This window comes from Amycolatopsis sp. NPDC050768 (assembly GCF_040654155.1).
Taxonomy (GTDB): Bacteria; Actinomycetota; Actinomycetes; order Mycobacteriales; family Pseudonocardiaceae; genus Amycolatopsis.
The window spans coordinates 361,210-379,937 of sequence record NZ_JBFAHL010000003.1 but is presented as its reverse complement, the minus strand read 5'-3'; the positions used below and the strand labels follow the sequence as shown (position 1 = coordinate 379,937).

The window sequence follows — 18,728 nt, the reverse complement described above, 5'->3', positions numbered from 1 at the left end:
CTGCCACGGTGACCGACGTCACGACCGCTGCCGAGTCGGTGAAACCCGCCACCCGGACGCGACCGGTGCCCGACCGGTGACGCCTGGTGGGCAGCGGTGCGGATTCCCGATCATCGTTCGTCCCATACTCGGATTTCCCAGCGTTTTGCCTGTTCAGGCGCCCGGATCTCAGCAACAAATCAGCATCCGCGGTTCACCATCGCGCGCGGCTTCGTGCCAGGATGGCGACGAGAACCGTCAACGCCGACGGTGGCCAGACGCCCCGAATCCGGGGCGTAGGTCCCCGCCGGTGCAGTCGCTGTGGCCGCCACAAGCGGCCACCGCGGCGCCGACACCGAGGAGATACTGCGCATGCCGTCCGAACAGTGGACGCACCCCGAACCTGGAGACGGGCCCGCCGCCGTAGCGGCCAAGCCCTCGCCCGAACAGGTGATCGCGGGTCTGCGAGCAACGAGCGAAGGTGGCGCTGAGCTGACTCAGCTGCTCACCCCCGAAGGTCAGCGAATCCCGTCGCCGCGGTTCGACAAGTACGTCGCGGACGTCGACGACGAGGCGCTGCGCAACCTGTACCGCGACATGGTGCTGGTGCGCCGCGCCGACCGCGAGGCCAACGCGATGCAGCGCCAGGGGCAGCTGGGGATCTGGGTCCCGCTGCTGGGCCAGGAGGCCGCGCAGATCGGCTCCGGCCGCGCGCTGAAGCCCACGGACATGGCGTTCCCGAGCTACCGCGAGCACGGTGTCGCGTACACGCGTGGCGTGGACCTGCGTGAGCTGCTCGGCATCTTCCGGTGCACCGACCAGGGTGGCTGGGACTTCGCCGCACACCGTTTCCACCCGTACACGATCGTCATCGGCAACCAGGTGCTCAACGCCGCCGGTTACGCGATGGGCCAGAAGTTCGAGGGCAAAGTCGGCGACGACGACGGTGAAGCCACGATCTGCTACTTCGGCGACGGCGCCACTTCGCAGGGCGACGTGCACGAAGGCTTCGTCTGGGCCGCCGTCTACGATGCGCCGCTCGTCTTCTTCTGCCAGAACAACCAGTGGGCCATCTCCGAGCCGACCGAGCGCCAGTCGCGCCTGCCGCTGTACCAGCGCGCCCGCGGCTACGGCTTCCCCGGCATCCGCGTGGACGGCAACGACGTGCTCGCCTGCCTCGCCGTCACCCGGTGGGCGCTGGAGGAGTGCCGGCACGGCAACGGTCCGGTGCTGATCGAGGCCTTCACCTACCGGATGGACGCCCACACCACCACCGACGACCCCACCCGCTACCGGCTCTCGGACGAGCTGGAGGAGTGGAAGCTCAAGGACCCGATCGAGCGCGTGCGCGCCTACCTCGCGCGCGGCGGCGGTGCGGACCACGACTTCTTCGACCAGGTGCAGGCCGAAGCCGACGAGTTCGCGACGCAGCTTCGCGACTACACGTTCAACATGCCGGAGCCGCCGCCCGAGCGGATCTTCGCCAACGTCTACGCCGAGTCCTCACCGGCTCTCGAAGCGCAGCAAAAAGAGTTCCTGTCCTACTTGGACGGTTTCGCGACGGCGGGTGAGCACTGATGGCCGAACCGCAGAAGCTCACGATCGGCAAGGCCATCAACCTCGGCCTGCGCCGAGCGATGGAAGAGGACCCGAAGGTCCTGATCATGGGTGAGGACGTGGGCAAGCTCGGCGGCGTCTTCCGCATCACCGACGGCCTGCAGAAGGACTTCGGCGAGCAGCGCGTGCTCGACACGCCGCTGGCCGAGTCGGGCATCATCGGCACCGCCGTGGGCCTGGCCGTGCGCGGGTTCCGGCCCGTGTGCGAGATCCAGTTCGAGGGGTTCATCTTCCCCGGGTTCGACCAGATCTCCTCGCAGCTGGCGAAGCTGCACTACCGCACGCAGGGCAAGATCAAGATGCCCGTGGTGATCCGCGTGCCGTTCGGCGGCGGGATCGGCGCGGTGGAGCACCACTCGGAGTCGCCCGAGTCGCTGTTCTCGCACATCGCCGGCCTGAAGGTCGTCTCGGTGTCCAACGCGGTCGACGCCTACTGGGGCATCCAGGAGGCCATCCGCTCCGACGACCCGATCCTCTTCTTCGAGCCCAAGAAGCTCTACCACTCGGGCGCGCTGAAGATGGAGGTCGACACCGACGCGTCGCCGGGCCGGGTGTTCGGCTCGCGCGTGGTGCGCGAGGGGACCACCGCGACCGTCGTCGCCTACGGTCCGTCGGTGAAGGTGGCGCTCGACGCCGCCGGGGCCGCCGAGGACGAGGGCAAGTCGCTCGAGGTCATCGACCTGCGCACGCTCTCGCCGCTCGACCTGGGTCCGGTGTTCGAGTCGGTGCGCAAAACCGGCCGGCTGATCGCCGTGAGCGAGGCGCCGTCCGAGTCGTCGCTGACCTCGGAGATCGCGGCCCGCGTGCAGCAGGAGTGTTTCTACTCCCTGGAGTCCCCCGTCCTGCGCGTCGCCGGTTTCGACACGCCGTACCCGCCGGCCAAGCTCGAGGAGTACTACCTCCCCGACCTGGACCGGGTGCTGCACGCCGTCGACCGCTCGCTGAACTGGTAAGGGGGAACTCGCTGAAATGCCTGAGTACAAACAGTTCCCCCTGTCGGACACGGCAGAGGGGCTGACCGAGGCCGACATCCTCGCCTGGCACGTGAAGCCGGGCGACGCGGTCACGGTCAACCAGATCGTGGTCGAGGTCGAGACCGCGAAGGCCGCCGTCGAGCTGCCGATCCCGTGGGCCGGGGTGATCACCGAGCTGCTCGTCGAGGTGGGGCAGACGGTCGAGGTCGGGGCTCCGTTGCTGACCTTGGACGTCGATCCGGGCGGGAAGGCGGCGCCGGCTGCTGCTCCGGAAGCTGCGGCCGAGGAGGAGATGAAGCCGCTGGTCGGCTACGGCTCCAAGGCGGTGGAGACGAAACGGCGGGCGCGCAAGGCCGCTCCGGTGGCTGTTGCTGCTCCGCCGGCCCCTGCGCCGGTGGCTCCTGCTCCCGTGGTCGTGGCTCCGGTGGCCGTGGCTCCGGTGGCTCCGGTGGCTCCGGCTGGTGGTTACGTGCCGCTGGCCAAGCCGCCGGTGCGCAAGCTCGCCAAGGACCTCGGCATCGACCTCTACGCGGTCACCGGCACCGCCGACGGTGGCGTCATCACGCGTGAAGACGTCGAGCGCGCGGCAAACGGCTCTGCCCCGGCAGCCGCTGTGGCGTCCACTGTGGACATCAGTTACGACGCCGCCACCCGCGAACGTCGCGTACCGATCAAGGGCGTCCGCAAGGCCACCGCCGCCGCGATGGTCCAGAGCGCCTACACGGCACCGCACGTCACGGAGTTCCTGACCGTCGACGTCACGCCGATGATGGAGCTGCGCGAGAAGCTCAAGAAGTCGCGTGAGTTCAGCGGCGTAAAGCTGACGCCGCTCGCGTTCGCCGCCAAGGCCGTGTGCCTCGCGGCGAAGCGCACGCCCGACGTCAACGCGGTGTGGGACGAGGCGGCGCAAGAGATCGTCTACAAGGACTACGTGCACCTGGGCATCGCCGCGGCGACCCCGCGCGGGCTCGTGGTGCCGAAGATCTTCGACGCCGACGCGATGTCGCTCAAGCAGTTGGCCGTCGCGCTGACCGAGCTCACCGACGTCGCGCGCGAGGGCAAGACCACGCCCGCGGCGATGGCCAAGGGCACGTTCACGATCACCAACGTCGGCGTCTTCGGCGTCGACACCGGCACGCCCATCATCAACCCGGGCGAGTCGGCGATCCTGGCGGTCGGCGCGATCCGCGACACCCCGTGGGTCGTGGACGGCGAAATCAAGGTCCGCAAGGTGATGCAGCTGTCGCTGAGCTTCGACCACCGCGTGGTCGACGGCCAGCAGGGCTCGGAGTTCCTCGCCGACGTCGGCGCGCTGCTCGCCGACCCGGCCGTGGCGATCACGTACTGAGCCGTTCCGGCACGGTTGCGGCCCGGTGGTTTCCGGGCCGCAACCGGTTCACCGGGTCCTGCGCCACAGGCCGCGCAGGACCCCACCCCTCGCTTCGATCGCCGTCGGCGGACGCCGCCGCGCCGCCATTTCGTCCAGCAGGCGGCCGAGTTCCTGCTGGTAGTCGACGAGCAGCGTCTTCACCAGCTCGTGGCGGACCGCCGGATCGAAGTCGGCGTACGCCGGCTGCTCGCCTTTCCCATCACGGGTTTGCTGAATAGGCAACGCAAAGCGCGCGGTGGCCACCGGGACAGCCGGCTCGATCTGTTCACCGTGGACTTGGTTTTCGGTGTGGTCGTGAGCGGTTTTCTCCAGGGGATCCTGCTGACCGCGGTGTCGACCATCGTGGTGGTCGTTCTTTGTTTTCTGATCTTCTGAACGGAGGGGTGAATCTTGGCGGGCGACGAGCTGGCGCCGAGCGGCCTGAATGTGCCGTTCGAGGTTCAGGACGCGAATGGGAATCTGCCGGCGAGCGGCAGTGCCGATCTCGCGGAGGTCGTGGTCAGCGCGATCGCCCATGCTCTCGGCTTCCCGACGGCCGCACTCGTGCGTTCGGTCGTGGTGGTGGTCGCGCGAACCTACTCCGAGATCAAGGTGGAGCTGCAGGGGCAGCGGGTGGACCGGCGGATCAAGCTGCAAACGATGACCATCGAGCGGTTCTACACCGCCATGGCGCGCGTGGACGCCGATCCCTACTGGCACCCGGAAGCGAAAGCGACCCTCGCCGAGGCCCTGGCGGCGGAGATGAAGCAGGAAATCGCCAGGCTGCTCCGAAGCTAGAGAGGAACTGCGATGTCCAAACTGATCAGGAGGACCGGGGCCGAGGTCGAGCGCCGGCCGCTGGAGAAGGCGGTGGAGCTCGCCGCGACCGCGCACCGCAAGGTCGTGGTCAAGCGTCAGGAACTCCGCGTGGCGCTGAGCATCGCTGCGCGAACGCGGCTTCCCGGTACTTCTGAGCCGACACCAGGAACAGGTCACGGTCGGACGCGGTGATGAGTCCTTCGGCCAGCAGCTGCCGCAGCCGCACCGCGGCGGGCGTCGCCGTAGCTGCCGGCGGTGTAGGTCTGGGCCGAGACGACGCCGATCACCTCGCCGGTGTGCGTGCGGCGCATCGGGACGACGAGCGCGTCGGCCGAACGGCGTTCCTTGTCGCCCCAAGGGATGCCGCGGTTGAGGATGGCGCCGGCGTCGGTGCGGTAGGCGTAGGAGCGGTTGTGGGCGCGCACCCAGCCCGTGGGGCCTTCGGGGTTGACCGGCCGGACGCCCGGGAGCGCGTACTCGGCGCCGTCGTACTGGTAGGCGTAGAGCACGTGGCCGGCGTCGCGGAAGAGGGCGACGAAGAACGCGTCGAGCCGCAGCACGCCACTGACGATCTCGCGCAGCTTGGCGTACAGCGCGTGGTGGCTCTTCTCGGCCTCGGCGGACAGGACCTCGCGCGCCTGGCGCAGGCGTCCCACTGTGGGCTCGTCGAACGGCTTGCTGCGCACCGGCGCTCCTCGGGTCGGCGGATGTGCGTCCCTAAGTCGACGGCACCTCGCGCCGCGTTACCGGGTTGACGGAGTGAGTACTCACTCCGTAGCTTGGTCGGCATGGAGACGAGGAAACGTGCGCCGGGGATGGCGCCCGACGACCGCCGCCGGATGATCGTGCGCGCGGTGCTCCCGCTGGTCGTGGAACACGGCCGGGGGGTCACCACCGCGCAGATCGCCCGCGCGGCCGGCATCGGCGAGGGCACCATCTTCCGCGTTTTCACCGACAAGGACGAGCTGTTCGACGCGTGTGTGGAAGCCGCGCTCGACCCTGGGGAGGCGTTGGAGATGATCGGGGAGATCCCGAGTGAGCTGCCGTTGGAGAAGCGGCTGATGGAAGCCGTCGACGCACTGACCGCGCACCTGCAGCGAGTCGGTGCCGTGATGGCCGCGACCATGAAGGGACGGACGCCGCCGGAGGAGGCGCGCAACCGCAAGTCGGTGACCGGCGACAGCCGGCGCGAGTCGTTCGAGGCGATGCACCGAGCCGTCCGTGAGCTGTTCGTCCCGGACACCGACCGCCTGCGGCTGCCGGTGAACAAGGCCGCTTCCTTGTTCCTCTCGATGCTTTTCGCGCAGAGCCGGCCGTTGCCCGGTTCGCCGGAAACCACGGAGATGATCGACGTTTTCCTGCACGGCGCGGTGTCCGCGTGATCCCAGGCGGGTTCATCCCGGGCGGACGGCCCGGCGGCCGGGGGCGCAGGCCGGCGCAGACGGTGCCCGACAGTGGCCTGACGGGACCGGTCGACATCCCGGAACCCCCGCAGCCGGACCAACCCAAAGACCTGAAGTCGCGGTTCAAGCGGATGAAGACATCGGTGTCCGGCACTGTCCGCGGCCTGCCGAAGGTCGTGCGGCTGACCTGGCAGGCCAGCCCGACGCTCACCATCCTGCTGGCGCTGGTCACGCTGCTGTCCGGCCTCCTGCCGACGGCCACGGCGTACATCGCGAAGCTGCTGCTGGACGCCGTGGTCGCCGCCATCCAGCACAAGGGCTCGACCGGCGACATCGTGCGGATCACGCTGTTCCAGTTCGGCGTGCTGGCCGCGACCGCGATCAGCAGCGCGATCACGTCGATCGCGCAGACGCTCCTGCAAGAGCGGATGACGCTCACGATCCGGCACCAGGTCATGGACCACGCGAGCAAGCTGCAGCTGGCGTACTTCGAGGGTTCGACGTCGTACGACATGCTGCGCCAGGCTGCGCAGGAGGCGCCGACGCGGCCGTTGTCGATGATGAACTCGGCGCTGGGGCTGGTGCGCACGGCGATCACGTTCTCGAGCATGATCGCGCTGCTCGTTTCGGTCAGCCCAGTGCTGGCGCTGGTGGCGTTGCTCGCGCCGATCCCGGCGTTCATCACGCAGTCGAAGTACGGGTCGCGCGCGTTCTGGCTGACGTTCCTGATGTCGCCGATCAAGCGGCGGATGGATTACCTGTCGTCGCTGGTCACCACGGACACGTACGCGAAGGAGACCAAGCTGTTCGGCCTCGGGCCGTACTTCGTTGAGAGGTTCCGGCGGCTCGGCGTGGTGTCGTACGAGCGGCAACGGCGGCTGACGGTTCGCCGCAACGTCAGCTCGACGTCGTGGGGGCTGCTCTCGACGCTGGCCGGCTCGGCGATCGCGTTGTACATCGCGTTGGAGGCCGTCGGCGGGCGCCTGACGCTGGGCGACCTGGCGCTGTACACCGCCGCGGCGACCTCGGTGCAGGCTTCGGTTTCGGGCTTGTTCACGGCGTTTTCGGGGATGTACGAGAACAATCTCTACCTGGACACGCTGTACCGGTTCCTGGACACGGAGCCGGAGATCGTGGCGCCCGCCTCGCCGCGGCCCTTGCCGTCCACTGTGGAGGGACACATCACCTTCGAGTCGGTGAGCTTCAGCTACCCGGGCGCCGAGGAACCGGCCCTGGACGGGGTTTCGTTCGACATCCGGCCGGGCGAGACGGTGGCGGTGGTCGGCCGCAACGGCGCGGGCAAGTCGACCCTGTTCAAGCTGTTGTGCCGGCTCTACGACCCCACCGGCGGCCGCATCCTGCTCGACGGCGTCGACATCCGCTCGTACGACCCGGACGAGCTGCGCACCCAGATCAGCGCGATGTTCCAGGACTACGTGACGTACCAAGGAACGGCGGCCGAGAACATCGGCCTCGGCGACCTCCACCGGCTGGAGGACCGCCCCCACATCGAGGACTCCGCCCGTCGCGCCGGCGCCGACGAACGCATCGAACGCCTGCCGTCCGGCTACGACTCGCCTCTGGGCCGATGGTTCGACCAGGGCGTCTCGCTGTCCGGCGGTGAGTGGCAGAAGATCGCCCTCGCCCGCGCCTTCCAGCGCGAGGCCCCGATCCTGATCCTCGACGAACCGACATCCGCCCTCGACGCCCAGGCCGAACACGATCTGTTCACGCGCCTGCGGTCCCTCGCGGCCGGCCGCACGACGCTGTACATCTCGCACCGCTTCTCCACCGTCCGCCAGGCCGAACGCATTCTCCTGCTGGACCACGGCAAGGTCGCCGAGTACGGCACGCACGAGGAGCTGATGGCGGCTCAAGCGGGGTACGCGGAGCTGTTCACGTTGCAGGCGCAGGCCTATCTGGTGTGATGGTCGCCGGGTGTGGTGCAGCATGCTTGAACCAGGACGAGAGCGCAGGGGGGAAGCACGCGAGGTGAGCGCACCGATGTCGAGCCCCGCGCAGCGTGGGAGGCCGCGGAAGTTGCCCGTGGCGGAGCAGCGCGGCCGCGTCGTGCGGGCGGCCACGGAGGCCGTGGCGCGGCATGGGTTCGAGGCGGCGACGATCGAGGAGATCGCGAGGGCCGCGGGGGTGTCGCGGCAAGCGGTCTACGAGCAGTTCGGGGAACGGAAGAATCTGTTCGCCGAGGTGGTCGGGGCCGCTGAAGAGAGGGCGTTCGAAGCGATCGGGGCGCCGGCGAGGGATGCGTCCGAGCCGGATCTGCGGGCATGGGCGAGGGCGAACTACGCGAACATGTTCCGGTTCGTCGAGGAGGACCCACACTCGTTTCCCGTCCTCAGAGAGGCCGAGCGGGCGGGGAATCCGGCGCTGACGAGGCTGCGGGAGCGGCTGGCCGTGATCTACGCGGAGGCGAGCCGCAAGCGTTGGGCGGCGTACGGCGTGGACTCGGGGCGGGCCGACAAAGCGCTGGTGACGCTGTACTTCGCGATGACCGAAGCGTTGGTCCAAGTGTCCTGGGAAGGTGACCCGCCGGCCCAGGACGCGTTGGTGGACCTGCTCACGGAGTTCACCGTCGGTGGGGTGCTGAGGCTGCAGACCCAGGCGGCGGATGTGATCGAAAGGCTGCGGTAGTCCGGCCGGCTCGGGGGAGGAAGCCGGCCGGACCCCATGCCGAGCTACGCGACGGCCGCGAGCTCCCGGACCGGCGAAGAAACCGCGCCGATCACCCGGTTGCGGCCGCCATGTTTCGCCGCGTACACGGCGGCGTCCGCGGAAGCCATGACTTCATCGACGCTCGTGCCGTCCATGGGGAACGACGCGACGCCGATCGACGCCGTGCGTTCGGAGATCGCGACGGCCTCGCCTTCGTTGGTGCGCGTCTGGATCACGAGCTCGCTGATGCGCCGGCGGATGCGTTCCGCCGTGACGATCGCGTCTTCCTTCGACGTCGAGGGCAGCAGCGCCACGAACTCCTCGCCGCCGAAGCGGCCGACCAGGTCGTGGGCGCGTGTCTCCTGCTTGACGGCGGCGGCGACGGCCTTGAGCACGTCGTCGCCCGCGAGGTGGCCGAAGGTGTCGTTGATGGACTTGAAGTGGTCGAGGTCGATCATCAGCGCGCCGAAGCTGCCGTTCTCGCGCTCGGCGCGGGAGACCTCGCGCTGTGCGCCGTCCTGCCAGGTGGTGGCGTTGAGCAGCTGCGTCTTCTGGTCCGTGGTCGCGAGCTCCTCGAGGCGCTTGATCAGCACCGAGCGCTGCAGCACGTACAGGGGCAGGATCACCAGCACCGACAGCAGCGGCTCGTTGGTGAGCACCATGGTCAGCAGACCGCCGACGCACAGGATCGACGCCTCGAGGACGTTGTCGTCCATGGTGCCGAGGCAGGACGCGGGGGTTGCCTTCGCCGGGTCGGCGAGGTACAGGCCGAGGCCGGTCAGCGCGGTGTTCACGACGAAGTAGCCGAGCGCGGCGGCGGCGACCATCGCGACACCCTGGCTGCCCGTGAGGTGACCGGCGAGCGCGGCGCCGAAACCGGACAGGATCATGGTCGTCGCGTTCGCCGCGACGCGGTGCGCCTCACCCGGACGGGTGCCATTCCAGCTCCGGAACGCGAGGTAGACGTAGAGCAGAACGGCCAGCGCGGCCACGAGCTGCGGCGGCACCAGCAGCGCGGCGGGCAGCAGCCACACGGAGGTCACGTTGATGTGCGGGCCCCGGCTGAGCATCCGGCGCTGGCGCTCGATCTGCCGGGTGATCTCGGTCTGGGCGACGGCCAGGCCTGTGATCAGCGCGAACAGCTCCAGCTGAGCCGCGGTGACCGGGACCAGCACGCTGCTCACGACCGCCAGGACCACGGCGACGACCATGCTCGTGAGCGTGACGGCGATCCACCGTCGCGGCCGCGACCACAGCGCCCAGCCCGCCACGGAACCGATCAGGCCCCGTCCAGACCATTCCCCCGATGTGACCATTTTTCCCCCAAACCCTTGCGCGAATGTCCGGTGACACTCTCCTCACGCACAGTTTCAGGCCGTTTGCCGCCTGTCCACAAGGGCCTTAGGTGTGTACCTTTTTCCCGAACACGCCGGATGAAGGGTGACCAGCTATGCGCAGCAAGGACCAGTGACCGCGTAGCAGCACCGCAAGGTCGCGCAGGTCAGAGCCCACGCGCGGAGCATGTCACGCATGCTCGGCGCGTGTGGCTTCCTTCGCCGTACCCTCGCTCGTCCGGGCGGAGAACGTCCTCTGCCACATGATCGTTAGCGGAATCGTAATCAGAAGTCCGACGAACCCGAAGATCCCGACAGTCGTCTGGGCGGTCAGGTGGTCGGCGATCACTCCGCCGATCAGGGGAACCACGCCCATCGTGGTCGTCAGGCCCGTGTTGGACAGGCCCATCGTCTGCGCCCGGGTCTCGTCGGGCACCGCGACGGTCAGCGAGGCCGTGGCCTGCAGCAACGCGATCGTGCCGAACCCGCCGGAGATCACGAACAGGATGATCGACGCGACGGGCCCCGGCTGCAGGAAGCAGAGCAGGAGCGGGATCGCGGCGAGCGCCGTCATCGGCCCGATCAGCTTCGGCCGCACCTCGGCGGGCACCCAGCGCGTGTAGATGAAGGTGAAGATCACGCTGCCCACCGGGTCGGCGGCCAGCAGCAGGCCGATCACCTCGGGGCCGCCGCCGGACGACGCGACGTAGGGCGCCGCGATGCCCTCGTACACCGGCATCAGGCCGGCCAGCCAGGTGAACAGCATCAGCGAACGCAGCGCCGAGGTCGCGAAGCCGACCTTGCCGCCCGCGCTCAGCGACGCGAGGAACGGCTTGCGCTTCTCCCCGGTCGCGGCCGCCGGGCGAGCCTTGACGCCGAAGCGGATGAACAGGGCCGAGAGCACGAACGTGCCGGCGTCGAGGACCAGCGCCAGGCGCGGGTCGACCGCCAGCAGCAGCGCGCCACCGCCGGCGAAACCGAGCAGCTGGGCCGACTGCACCGTCATGCTGCGGATGCCCATGCCGACAACGAACCGGTCGCCTTCGAGCACCTGCGGCAGGAGAGCCAGCTGGGACGCCTTGAACGGCGGGTTCAGCAGTGAGACGCAGCCGACGAGCACGCACAGGACCCAGAACGGCAGCCCGGGGATGGCCACCAGCAGGATCAGCGCGGCCCGCGCGGAGTCGACGGCCACCATCACCGTGCGCCGGGAGAAGCGGTCGGCGATGCCGGTGAGGAAGATGCCGCCGAGCAGGGACGGGAAGAACGTCAGCGCGTAGGTGAGGCCGGTGAGCGTGGCCGACTGCGTGGTGGCGTAGACGAGCACGGACAGCGCGACGCGGGCCAGCTGGTCGCCGGCGATCGACAGCAGCTCGCCGAACCACATCGCGCGGAACTCGGCGACCCCGAAGACCTCGCGGAACGTCACCCGTCCCGGTGCTGCCGTCATGCGTGCTTCTCCCCGACATTCGTGTGCGGACGGTTCCGCACGGTGATCAGGCGGTGACTTTAGGACCTCGTGGTCACGAGCCAATCACAAAACGTGAGTTGCCAAGGTCAGTGTCTCGTGACTGTTGGTGAATCTCTAGGTTCTTTCGCCGGTATCCAACGGGTCACAGACAGTTCTCCGAGTGTCCAGACCATAGCGCCGAGCACCGGCAAGATCACGAGGGTAGCGAGATGTGGCCTGCGCCACACTCGGCCGGATGCCGCCCTGCATAGTGCAGTTGCACCGGTGTCCGCACTGTGGGAGCGCCACTTCGTGGCCGCCTTACGGCGTAGCTTCGAGTCCGTGGCCGATCACCCGACGTTCACGCTCGCCGTCGTGGGCGCCGGACCTCGCGGGGTCGGCGTCCTGGAGCGGCTCTCCGTCAACGCACCCGAACTGCTCGGCGACCGGCGCTTCGTGGTGCACCTGATCGACCCGTTCCCCGTGGGGCCGGGCCGCGTGTGGCGCTACGAGCAGTCGCCGCTGCTGCGCATGAACTCCATGCCCGAGGACGTCACGATGTACACGGACGACTCGGTGCGCATGGCGGGACCGGTCGCGCCCGGGCCGTCGCTCATCGAGTGGGCCCGCGAGGTCCGTTCGGGCTCTTTGTCCTTCCCCGTGCCCGAAGACCTGCGTGCGGAGTTCGACGCGCTCGCCAGCACGGACTTCCCGACGCGGCGGCTGCAGAGCCTGTACTTGAGGTGGTTCTACGAGAAGGTGCTCGCCGAGCTGCCCGAGGGCATCGAGGTGGTGGAGCACGCCGGCTCGGCCGTCGCGATCGACGACGGGCCGCCGCAGCGCGTGCGCCTCGACAACGGTGAGGTAGTGACAGCCGACGCCGTGCTCCTAACCGTCGGCCACCTCGACGCGACGCCGGACCCGGCCGAGAGCGCGCTGGAGTCGTTCGCCGAGCGACACGACCTGGCGTATTACCCGGCCGGCTACACCGCCGACGTCGACTACTCCGGCGTGCCGGCGGGTGAGTCCGTGCTGGTGCGCGGGTTCGGGCTCGCGTTCGTCGACCTCATGCTCCTGCTCACCGAGGGCCGCGGCGGCCGCTTCGAGGACCTGCCCGGCGGCGGCCTGCGTTACCACCCCAGCGGCGCCGAGCCGGTGCTCCACGTCGGCTCGCGGCGCGGGGTCCCGTATCACGCGAAGACGGGGTACCGGTTGCGCGGGAAACCGTTGCAGCTGCCCAGGTTCTTCGATTCCTACGCGATCGAGGCGCTGTGCGCGAAGCCGGGGCCGATCGACTTCCGCGCGGATGTGTGGCCGTTGATCGCCAAGGAACTGGCGTGGGCGTATTACACGGAGCTGTTCACCGGTCATCCCTCGCGGGTCCTGATGGATTTCGCGGTGTTCGCGGATCGGTTCGCGGATCTGGACTGGGGGGCGTCCGAAATGGACGCGCTGGTTGTCTCCGCAGTGCCGGCCGAACAGGACCGGCTTGACCTGGAGCGGTTGGATCGGCCGTTCGGTGGCGCGCATTTCGAATCCCCGGAGGAATTCGGAAAGGTCGTCCGGGAGTACGTGGAGGCCGATCTCGCGCGGCGCACGGATCAGCGGTTCAGCGCGGATCTCGGGGCGTTCATGGCGTTGTTGTCGGTGGTCGGACAGCTGCCGGCCTTGCTGATGACGGGCCGGCTTTCGGCGGCGTCGCAGGTCTCGGACATGGACGGCTGGTTCCGCGGGTTCTTTTCCTACTACGCGAGCGGGCCGCCGCCGCGCCGGTTGGAGGAATTGCTGGCCCTGGCCGACGCGGGGCTGATTTCGTTCCTGGGCGCGGATTTACTGGTGACGGCGGACGAATCGGCGGGGGTTTTCGCCGCGTCGAGTTCGAGTTTCCCCGACGTGGTCCGGGCCCGGACGTTGATCGAGGCGCGGCTGCCGGAAGCGAGTGTGCCGCGCGTATTCGACACCTTGCTCCGCCAGATGCGCGACGCCGGCGCGTTGGTCGAGGAAACCGTTCCCGACGCGGCGGGCGACGACCAGCCGTCGGGCCGGATCGCCACGCGCATCACGGATTCGCGCCTGGTCGACGCCGCGGGCACCCCGCACCCGCGCCGGTTCGCCATGGGCGTGCACACGAGCATCCGTTCGCCCGGGGCGTTCACGCGGCCCCGGACGAACGCGATCATGTTCCGTCAGAACGACGCACTGGCACGGGAATTGCTCCGGCTGTCACCGGAGGACCAGGTGTAGGAGGCCAGGACCTTGCTGACGCCTTCGCGTAGCCGCGAGGCTGGCGGCTCTCCGTCGGCAGAGCCGCGGGGTCGGTGGTAGCTGTAGTGGACGTTCCAGATCTTGAGGGCTTCTGCGCGTTGGTCTTCTGAGGTCCGGGTGCGGGCGTAGAGGAACTCCTCGGAGATGATCCGGTTGTAGCGTTCCAGCTTCCCGTTGTGCCGCGGCGTGTACGGCGTGATCCGCTGCTCTCGCGAGCCGAGCAACGCCCGAGCGAAGGCCTCTGAGCGGTAGCAGGCTCCGTTGTCGGTGACGATCCGTTCGATCCGGGTGATGCCGTGCGCGGCGAACCGGACCCGGGCCCGGTGCATGAACTCGATCGCGGTGGCGGCCTTCTCGTCCGCGAGGGCTTCGGTGTAGGCGAGGCGTGAGTAGCCATCGATCGCGGAGCGCAGATAGACGTATCCACGCCGTTTCGTCTTCGCCTTCATGCGCTCCGCAGCCTTAGTTCGATCACTTCCCGACCATGAGCGCGTCAGCCGCTGCCATCGGGAATCCGGCCTACCTTCTTCACATCGATATGGACCATGTGCCCGGGACGGCGGGCGATGATCTTGCGGATCTCGCGGTTGTTCTCGCCGTTCGGGTCGATGAAGCGGCGCTGGTTCAGCCCGAGTGCCGCAAGGTGGCGTGTGACTGTTCGTCGGGAGATGACGATTCCGTCGGCGGCGAGTTCGTGGGTGATGCGGGCAGCCGACCACTTGTGAGTATGCCGCATCTCTTCGATCCGGCTAACCACCTCGCTTGGGATGGCTGCCGGCTGACGGTTCGGCGTCGAGGGGCGATCCAGGAGACCGAGTTCGCCGTAGCGGCGGTAGCGGTTGACCCACTTCGACGCGCATGCCCGCGAGATGCCCATCTCGGCGGCGACGTGAGTGATCGGTCGGTGCGACAGCGGACAACGAGCCGCCGGCGGCCTTCAGTGGACAAAGGTGCGTTGGCGTGGGTCATGTCTGGTTGTCCGCTGCGTTCGTCCGGACGACGGATGGCGCTCCTGTGCGGGCAACGCGCTGCGTCGTGGCGGTGAGGAGGCCGAGCGCGCAGACTGCCGCCGCGATCAGGAACGGCATGGCCGAGGCGGTGTTGCTGTGGTGCTGAGTCAGCATGGCGCTAGCGAGGGCGGCGGCGATGGTGGCGCCGGCTTGTCGGGTGGAGTTGAGGATGCCGCCGATTGAGCCGGCGGCTTCGGGGGCGGCGTGGTTGACAGCGAAGCCGACCAAGGCGGGCAGTGTCCAGGACACTCCGAGCCCGGATAGCAAGAGCCCGAGGGCGAGGACGACCGGTTGATGCTGGACTGCCGTTGCAACCGCGACTAGACACAGCCCCACTGGGAAGGCGACAAAGCCCATCCGGATCGGCCGTAGGGGTCCGTAGGCGGCGACGATGCGCCCGGTGAGCAGCGGGTTCAGGGCGACCAGCAAGGTCATCGGCAGCAGCGTTGCTCCGGCTGCCTCTGCGCTCGTGTGCAGGAGGAGCGGGATAGAGAAGATCACCGTGGTCAGGGCGTAGTTGACCGCGGCGCCCCATCCGAAGGCCGTCCACACCGGACGGTTACCGCGCAGTGCCGCCGGGACCAGCGGTGCGGGCGAGGTTCGATCTACCACAGTCGTGCCATACGCAAGCCCCACGGCGATGAGACCGAATACCGCGGCCAGAAGCCAGGAGCGTTGCCCTGCCTGGGTGAATGAGAGCGTTGCGGTGGCCAACGTTGCTGCCAGTCCGAGGTGCGGTAGCCAGGAGATGGCGCGTGCGTGCCGCGTGCGCGCGATGGACGTCCGGCAGAGTGCCAAGACGACAAGGGCCATCGGAGCGTTGATCACGAAGACTGCCCGCCAACCATCGACGGCGATGAGCCACCCGCCGAGTACGGGCCCGGCAGCCATCGCTACGCCGCTGATCGCGGCCCACGCGCTGATGGCGCTCCCGCGGCGCACTGGGTCGAGGTACAGGCTGGCGATCAGACTCAGTGAGCTCGGGATGATGGCTGCGGCGAACAGCCCCAACATGGCCCGGAACACCAGGAGAACCGACAGCGTGGGCGCGAGCGCGCAGCCCAAGGACGTCGCGCCGAAGCCCATTACACCGCCGATGAAGAGTCGGTGGGCCCCCCAGCGGTCGGCCAGGCTGCCGCCGAAGACCAAGGCGGATGCCAGCGCCATGGTGTAGATCGTGGTTGCCCACCCAACGCCAACGACGTCGATGTGTAGTGAGGCCATGATGCTGGGCTCGGCCACGGCAAGCACCGTGGTGTCCAGCAGCACCATGAAGTAAGCCAGCGAGATGCCCACGAGCTGCGGTATTGGCCGACGCTGCTGGCGCCTGGCGGACTTGGCTGATACTTCTGGCATGGATCTCCTTGGTCCGGCGAGAATGATTCGTCGAGAGAGGAGAGTCCGCTTTCGCAGGGTTCGGTTCGACCGCCACCACCGCATCGGCATTCGGAATATCCGAACACCCGCCTAGAGTGAGCGTGTGGACTTCGACCAACTGCGCACGGCGATCGCGCTAGTCCAGCATCGAACGGTCAACCAGACGGCAGCAGTCCTGGGCCTTGCGCCGTCCTCGATCTCTGATCGGATACGCCGGCTCGAAGGCGAGCTCGGGGTCCCGTTGTTCACACGCGATCGGACCGGCATGAATCCGACCACAGCCGGCCGTGCCTATCTCATCTGCGCAGGCGAAGCGCTTGAGGCACTCGATGTCGCGGCCGAGCAACTTCATGCCGCTCCAGGACTCACCGTGGGAGCCCAGGCCTCGATCGCGGACGAACTCCTACCCGCTGTCTTGGACGACCTTCGCCGAGCGCGGCCGGACCTCCAAGTGCACCTACGCCCCGATCCCGACCGCGCTCGGCTCCTCGACGCGCTCGATCGCGACGAGATCGACGTCGCGGTACTCCTCGACGCCGGGGAACGCGTTGGGGATCTTGGGTTCGCCCAACCTGCCTCAGCCCTGGAGTATCTCGACGTCCGTGAGGTCCCCATGACTGTGGTGGTCCCGCCAGATCATCCACTCCTCGGGCATCCGGTCACGATGCAGGAGATCCAGCAGACAGGAGGTCTGATCGGCAGGGAAGCCCGCTGCTCGTTCTGGATGGCCACCAAGCGATGGCTCGGCCCCGACGTCGATCTGACCGCCGTCGGCGGACTTGCGCAGGTCCGTGAATGGGTCGCCACCGGTCGCGGGATCGCGCTACTGCCCGAGTTCGCAGTCCACGCTGACTTCGGCTCGCGACGGCTCGCAAAGCTCGACGTGCACGCACCTCCGCTGCAGCTGCGACTCATCTGGCGCGAAGACCACGAGGACGCGAACGCGCTCCGCCACCTCCTCTACGCACTCACCCAGGCGTAAGGCACGGAGTCAGCGTTGCGTGGTCAACAACCTGTTGGCCGGCAACAACCAGGCGGTCAGCTCACTTCTTGACCGGATAAGCCTTGGGCGCTCCGTCCTGGTCGGCCCCGATGCCGGCGTACTCGCTGACCAAGACCGGGGCGGCGCCGACGTTCTCCGTGGACAAGTCCTTGCCGGTTTTGGCGTCCAGCACGATCGGCTGGCCGCCTTGGGTTTTGCCGTACAGGGCGCCGTGCCAGGCGACGGTGACGCTCGGTGCGACGCGGTTGGTGGCCTGGTCCGGCAGGCTCCACAGCTTGGCGGCGGTCTTGGCGTCGTAGCCGGTGAGCACGCCGTCTTCCTCACACGTCAGCACGGACTGCTGGTCGTAGAGGCAGTCGCCGTAGGCCTGGGAGCCGAAGCCGTGCGCGCCTTCGATCTTGGCCTTCTCGGCGCCGGTGGCGGGGTCGAGGAACAGCAGGAAGGAATGGCCGGAGCCGTAGTCGGTGCGGTTGGCCACGACGAGCGCCGGATCGGCCTGGACCATTGTGAGCCCGTAGGACTCGCGCGCGCCGATCCACTTCTGCTGTCCGGTGAGCAGGTCGAGCGCGGTGGCCTGGGTCATCGAGGAGTTCTCGGGCACGTTGAAGTCGGTGCCGACGAGGATGTCGCCGTGGAGGCTGCCGGCCACGTAGTCCTTGCGCTGCCACAGGGTTTTGCCGGTGGCCGGGTCGAGCGCGGCAGTCACGTGGTCCTCGTCCTGGCTGTAGCTCGCGACGACGGCCTTGTCGGTGACGGCGACGACCTGGGTGACGGCGTTGCCGGCGTCGGCGTACTGGTCGTCGGACACCTTGATGTCCGCCTGCCAGGCCTTGGTGCCGGTTTCCTTGTCGGCGGCGACCACCGACAGCGTGATGTAGGACGGGGTGGTGCCTTGTTCCGGCATGAGGACCGGAACGGCGCCGACCGCGAGCTTGTCGCCGACGGCCGGCGGGCGCGGTCCGGTCTCGTTCACGAACGGCGTGCTCTGGTTGTACGGGTCGCCGGGCTTGCCGGCGACCGCGACGGTCCACTTCTGCCGGCCGGTCAGCACGTCCACCGCGTTGAGCGCGGTCGGCGTGATGATGTAGGCGGTGCGGTCGCGCAAGGTCGTGAACGTCGACACGACGCTGCCGGCCACGTTGGCGCGCAGTGCCTCGGCGGGCAGGCCGACGCCGGCGCCGGCGTCGAACGCGGTCGGCGGATCGGCGGTCGTGGCCGCGGGCTCGGTGGATGCCGGTTGCTGCGCGGCGGGTGCTGATCCGGACGGCGCCGAAGCGGTGCCGTCGTTCGTGCCGCCGCCGCAGCCGGCGACCGTGATCGCTGTCCCCAAACACGCCACGATGACCAAAGCTCGTCGCATGTGCGCCTGCCTTCCCCCAAGGTCAACTGCTTCGACCGCCGCACCATAGCCGAGCGGATGCGCGCAATGTGGCAGTTCATACGAATGTGTCACTATTT

The 18,728-nt window shown here is 68.5% G+C and carries 17 protein-coding genes and 1 pseudogene; 11 read left to right on the top strand and 7 right to left on the bottom strand.

What is annotated here, in order from left to right; genetic code table 11:
• Positions 1–351 precede the first annotated feature (351 nt).
• Genes pdhA through AB0H62_RS11895 form a run of 3 tightly spaced genes read left to right on the top strand, consistent with a single transcriptional unit; the run spans position 352 to position 3,918 of the window.
• The gene (gene pdhA / locus AB0H62_RS11905; protein WP_220245190.1) at positions 352–1,557 is read left to right on the top strand and encodes a pyruvate dehydrogenase (acetyl-transferring) E1 component subunit alpha; all 1,206 of its coding nucleotides are present in this window, start codon (positions 352–354) and stop codon (positions 1,555–1,557) included.
• A complete protein-coding gene (locus AB0H62_RS11900) occupies positions 1,557–2,549 on the top strand; it encodes an alpha-ketoacid dehydrogenase subunit beta (protein ID WP_220245189.1) in 993 nt (330 codons plus the stop codon). Before pdhA ends, AB0H62_RS11900 begins: the two co-directional genes overlap by 1 nt.
• 16 nt (positions 2,550–2,565) lie before the next feature.
• Positions 2,566–3,918, top strand: coding sequence for a dihydrolipoamide acetyltransferase family protein (locus AB0H62_RS11895; RefSeq protein ID WP_360585768.1), 1,353 nt, complete (start codon positions 2,566–2,568; stop codon positions 3,916–3,918).
• Between the two features lie 48 nt (positions 3,919–3,966).
• Here the strand turns inward: AB0H62_RS11895 and AB0H62_RS11890 are convergent, their stop codons facing one another.
• A complete protein-coding gene (locus tag AB0H62_RS11890) occupies positions 3,967–4,101 on the bottom strand; it encodes a hypothetical protein (RefSeq protein ID WP_360585766.1) in 135 nt (44 codons plus the stop codon).
• A gap of 6 nt (positions 4,102–4,107) precedes the next feature.
• Here AB0H62_RS11890 and AB0H62_RS11885 point away from each other — a divergent pair, with 6 nt between their 5' ends.
• Genes AB0H62_RS11885 through AB0H62_RS11875 form a run of 3 tightly spaced genes read left to right on the top strand, consistent with a single transcriptional unit; the run spans position 4,108 to position 4,950 of the window.
• Positions 4,108–4,335, top strand: coding sequence for a hypothetical protein (locus AB0H62_RS11885; protein ID WP_360585764.1), 228 nt, complete (start codon positions 4,108–4,110; stop codon positions 4,333–4,335).
• 15 nt (positions 4,336–4,350) lie between these two features.
• Positions 4,351–4,737: a hypothetical protein gene (locus AB0H62_RS11880; protein ID WP_360585762.1), complete on the top strand. Its 387-nt coding sequence runs from the start codon at positions 4,351–4,353 to the stop codon at positions 4,735–4,737.
• A 12-nt stretch (positions 4,738–4,749) separates the two neighbouring features.
• Positions 4,750–4,950 carry a hypothetical protein gene (locus AB0H62_RS11875; RefSeq protein WP_360585760.1) on the top strand — a complete coding sequence of 67 codons (201 nt, stop codon included), beginning with the start codon at positions 4,750–4,752 and terminating at the stop codon, positions 4,948–4,950.
• On the opposite strand, the gene AB0H62_RS11870 is transcribed toward AB0H62_RS11875, so the two are convergent.
• A complete protein-coding gene (locus AB0H62_RS11870; protein ID WP_360585758.1) occupies positions 4,932–5,444 on the bottom strand; it encodes a GAF domain-containing protein in 513 nt (170 codons plus the stop codon). The two genes, AB0H62_RS11875 and AB0H62_RS11870, sit on opposite strands and share 19 nt — an antisense overlap.
• Before the next feature lie 129 nt (positions 5,445–5,573).
• Between AB0H62_RS11870 and AB0H62_RS11865 the strand changes: the two genes are divergently transcribed.
• From AB0H62_RS11865 to AB0H62_RS11855, 3 genes are all read left to right on the top strand, one after another.
• Positions 5,574–6,140, top strand: coding sequence for a TetR/AcrR family transcriptional regulator (locus tag AB0H62_RS11865; protein WP_360586007.1), 567 nt, complete (start codon positions 5,574–5,576; stop codon positions 6,138–6,140).
• Between the two features lie 62 nt (positions 6,141–6,202).
• The gene (locus AB0H62_RS11860) at positions 6,203–8,089 is read left to right on the top strand and encodes an ABC transporter ATP-binding protein (RefSeq protein ID WP_360586005.1); all 1,887 of its coding nucleotides are present in this window, start codon (positions 6,203–6,205) and stop codon (positions 8,087–8,089) included.
• 76 nt (positions 8,090–8,165) lie between these two features.
• Positions 8,166–8,810 carry a TetR/AcrR family transcriptional regulator gene (locus AB0H62_RS11855; protein ID WP_220247242.1) on the top strand — a complete coding sequence of 215 codons (645 nt, stop codon included), beginning with the start codon at positions 8,166–8,168 and terminating at the stop codon, positions 8,808–8,810.
• 44 nt (positions 8,811–8,854) lie between these two features.
• Here the strand turns inward: AB0H62_RS11855 and AB0H62_RS11850 are convergent, their stop codons facing one another.
• Positions 8,855–10,042, bottom strand: coding sequence for a GGDEF domain-containing protein (locus AB0H62_RS11850; protein ID WP_255638770.1), 1,188 nt, complete (start codon positions 10,040–10,042; stop codon positions 8,855–8,857).
• A 313-nt stretch (positions 10,043–10,355) separates the two neighbouring features.
• Entirely contained in the window at positions 10,356–11,615 is a 1,260-nt protein-coding gene (locus tag AB0H62_RS11845; RefSeq protein ID WP_220245182.1) for an MFS transporter, read from the bottom strand.
• Positions 11,616–11,957: 342 nt separating this feature from the next.
• Between AB0H62_RS11845 and AB0H62_RS11840 the strand changes: the two genes are divergently transcribed.
• Positions 11,958–13,859 (top strand): FAD/NAD(P)-binding protein, encoded by a 1,902-nt coding sequence (locus tag AB0H62_RS11840; protein WP_360586003.1) that lies wholly within the window; start codon positions 11,958–11,960, stop codon positions 13,857–13,859.
• Here AB0H62_RS11840 and AB0H62_RS11835 read toward each other — a convergent pair.
• Positions 13,802–14,849, bottom strand: a pseudogene (locus AB0H62_RS11835) (IS481 family transposase). The gene AB0H62_RS11840 and the pseudogene AB0H62_RS11835 sit on opposite strands and share 58 nt — an antisense overlap.
• Entirely contained in the window at positions 14,846–16,186 is a 1,341-nt protein-coding gene (locus AB0H62_RS11830; RefSeq protein WP_360585755.1) for an MFS transporter, read from the bottom strand. The pseudogene AB0H62_RS11835 and the gene AB0H62_RS11830 overlap by 4 nt, the downstream one beginning before the upstream one ends.
• Positions 16,187–16,370: 184 nt before the next feature.
• On the opposite strand from AB0H62_RS11830, the gene AB0H62_RS11825 reads away from it, so the two are divergent.
• A complete protein-coding gene (locus AB0H62_RS11825; RefSeq protein WP_220245179.1) occupies positions 16,371–17,249 on the top strand; it encodes a LysR family transcriptional regulator in 879 nt (292 codons plus the stop codon).
• Between the two features lie 61 nt (positions 17,250–17,310).
• Here the strand turns inward: AB0H62_RS11825 and AB0H62_RS11820 are convergent, their stop codons facing one another.
• Positions 17,311–18,630, bottom strand: a complete 1,320-nt coding sequence (locus AB0H62_RS11820) for a PQQ-binding-like beta-propeller repeat protein (protein ID WP_360585753.1) — start codon at positions 18,628–18,630, stop codon at positions 17,311–17,313.
• Positions 18,631–18,728: the final 98 nt, after the last annotated feature.

What these genes read in the sequence shown, in the direction of transcription:
- AB0H62_RS11895 (WP_360585768.1), top strand. Translation starts at nt 2,566, where the DNA reads ATGCCTGAGTACAAACAGTTCCCCCTGTCGGACACGGCAGAGGGGCTG.
- AB0H62_RS11875 (WP_360585760.1), top strand. Translation starts at nt 4,750, where the DNA reads ATGTCCAAACTGATCAGGAGGACCGGGGCCGAGGTCGAGCGCCGGCCG.
- AB0H62_RS11900 (WP_220245189.1), top strand. Translation starts at nt 1,557, where the DNA reads ATGGCCGAACCGCAGAAGCTCACGATCGGCAAGGCCATCAACCTCGGC.
- pdhA (WP_220245190.1), top strand. Translation starts at nt 352, where the DNA reads ATGCCGTCCGAACAGTGGACGCACCCCGAACCTGGAGACGGGCCCGCC.
- AB0H62_RS11855 (WP_220247242.1), top strand. Translation starts at nt 8,166, where the DNA reads ATGTCGAGCCCCGCGCAGCGTGGGAGGCCGCGGAAGTTGCCCGTGGCG.
- AB0H62_RS11865 (WP_360586007.1), top strand. Translation starts at nt 5,574, where the DNA reads ATGGCGCCCGACGACCGCCGCCGGATGATCGTGCGCGCGGTGCTCCCG.
- AB0H62_RS11820 (WP_360585753.1), bottom strand. Translation starts at nt 18,630, where the DNA reads ATGCGACGAGCTTTGGTCATCGTGGCGTGTTTGGGGACAGCGATCACG.
- AB0H62_RS11845 (WP_220245182.1), bottom strand. Translation starts at nt 11,615, where the DNA reads ATGACGGCAGCACCGGGACGGGTGACGTTCCGCGAGGTCTTCGGGGTC.
- AB0H62_RS11850 (WP_255638770.1), bottom strand. Translation starts at nt 10,042, where the DNA reads ATGGTCGTCGCCGTGGTCCTGGCGGTCGTGAGCAGCGTGCTGGTCCCG.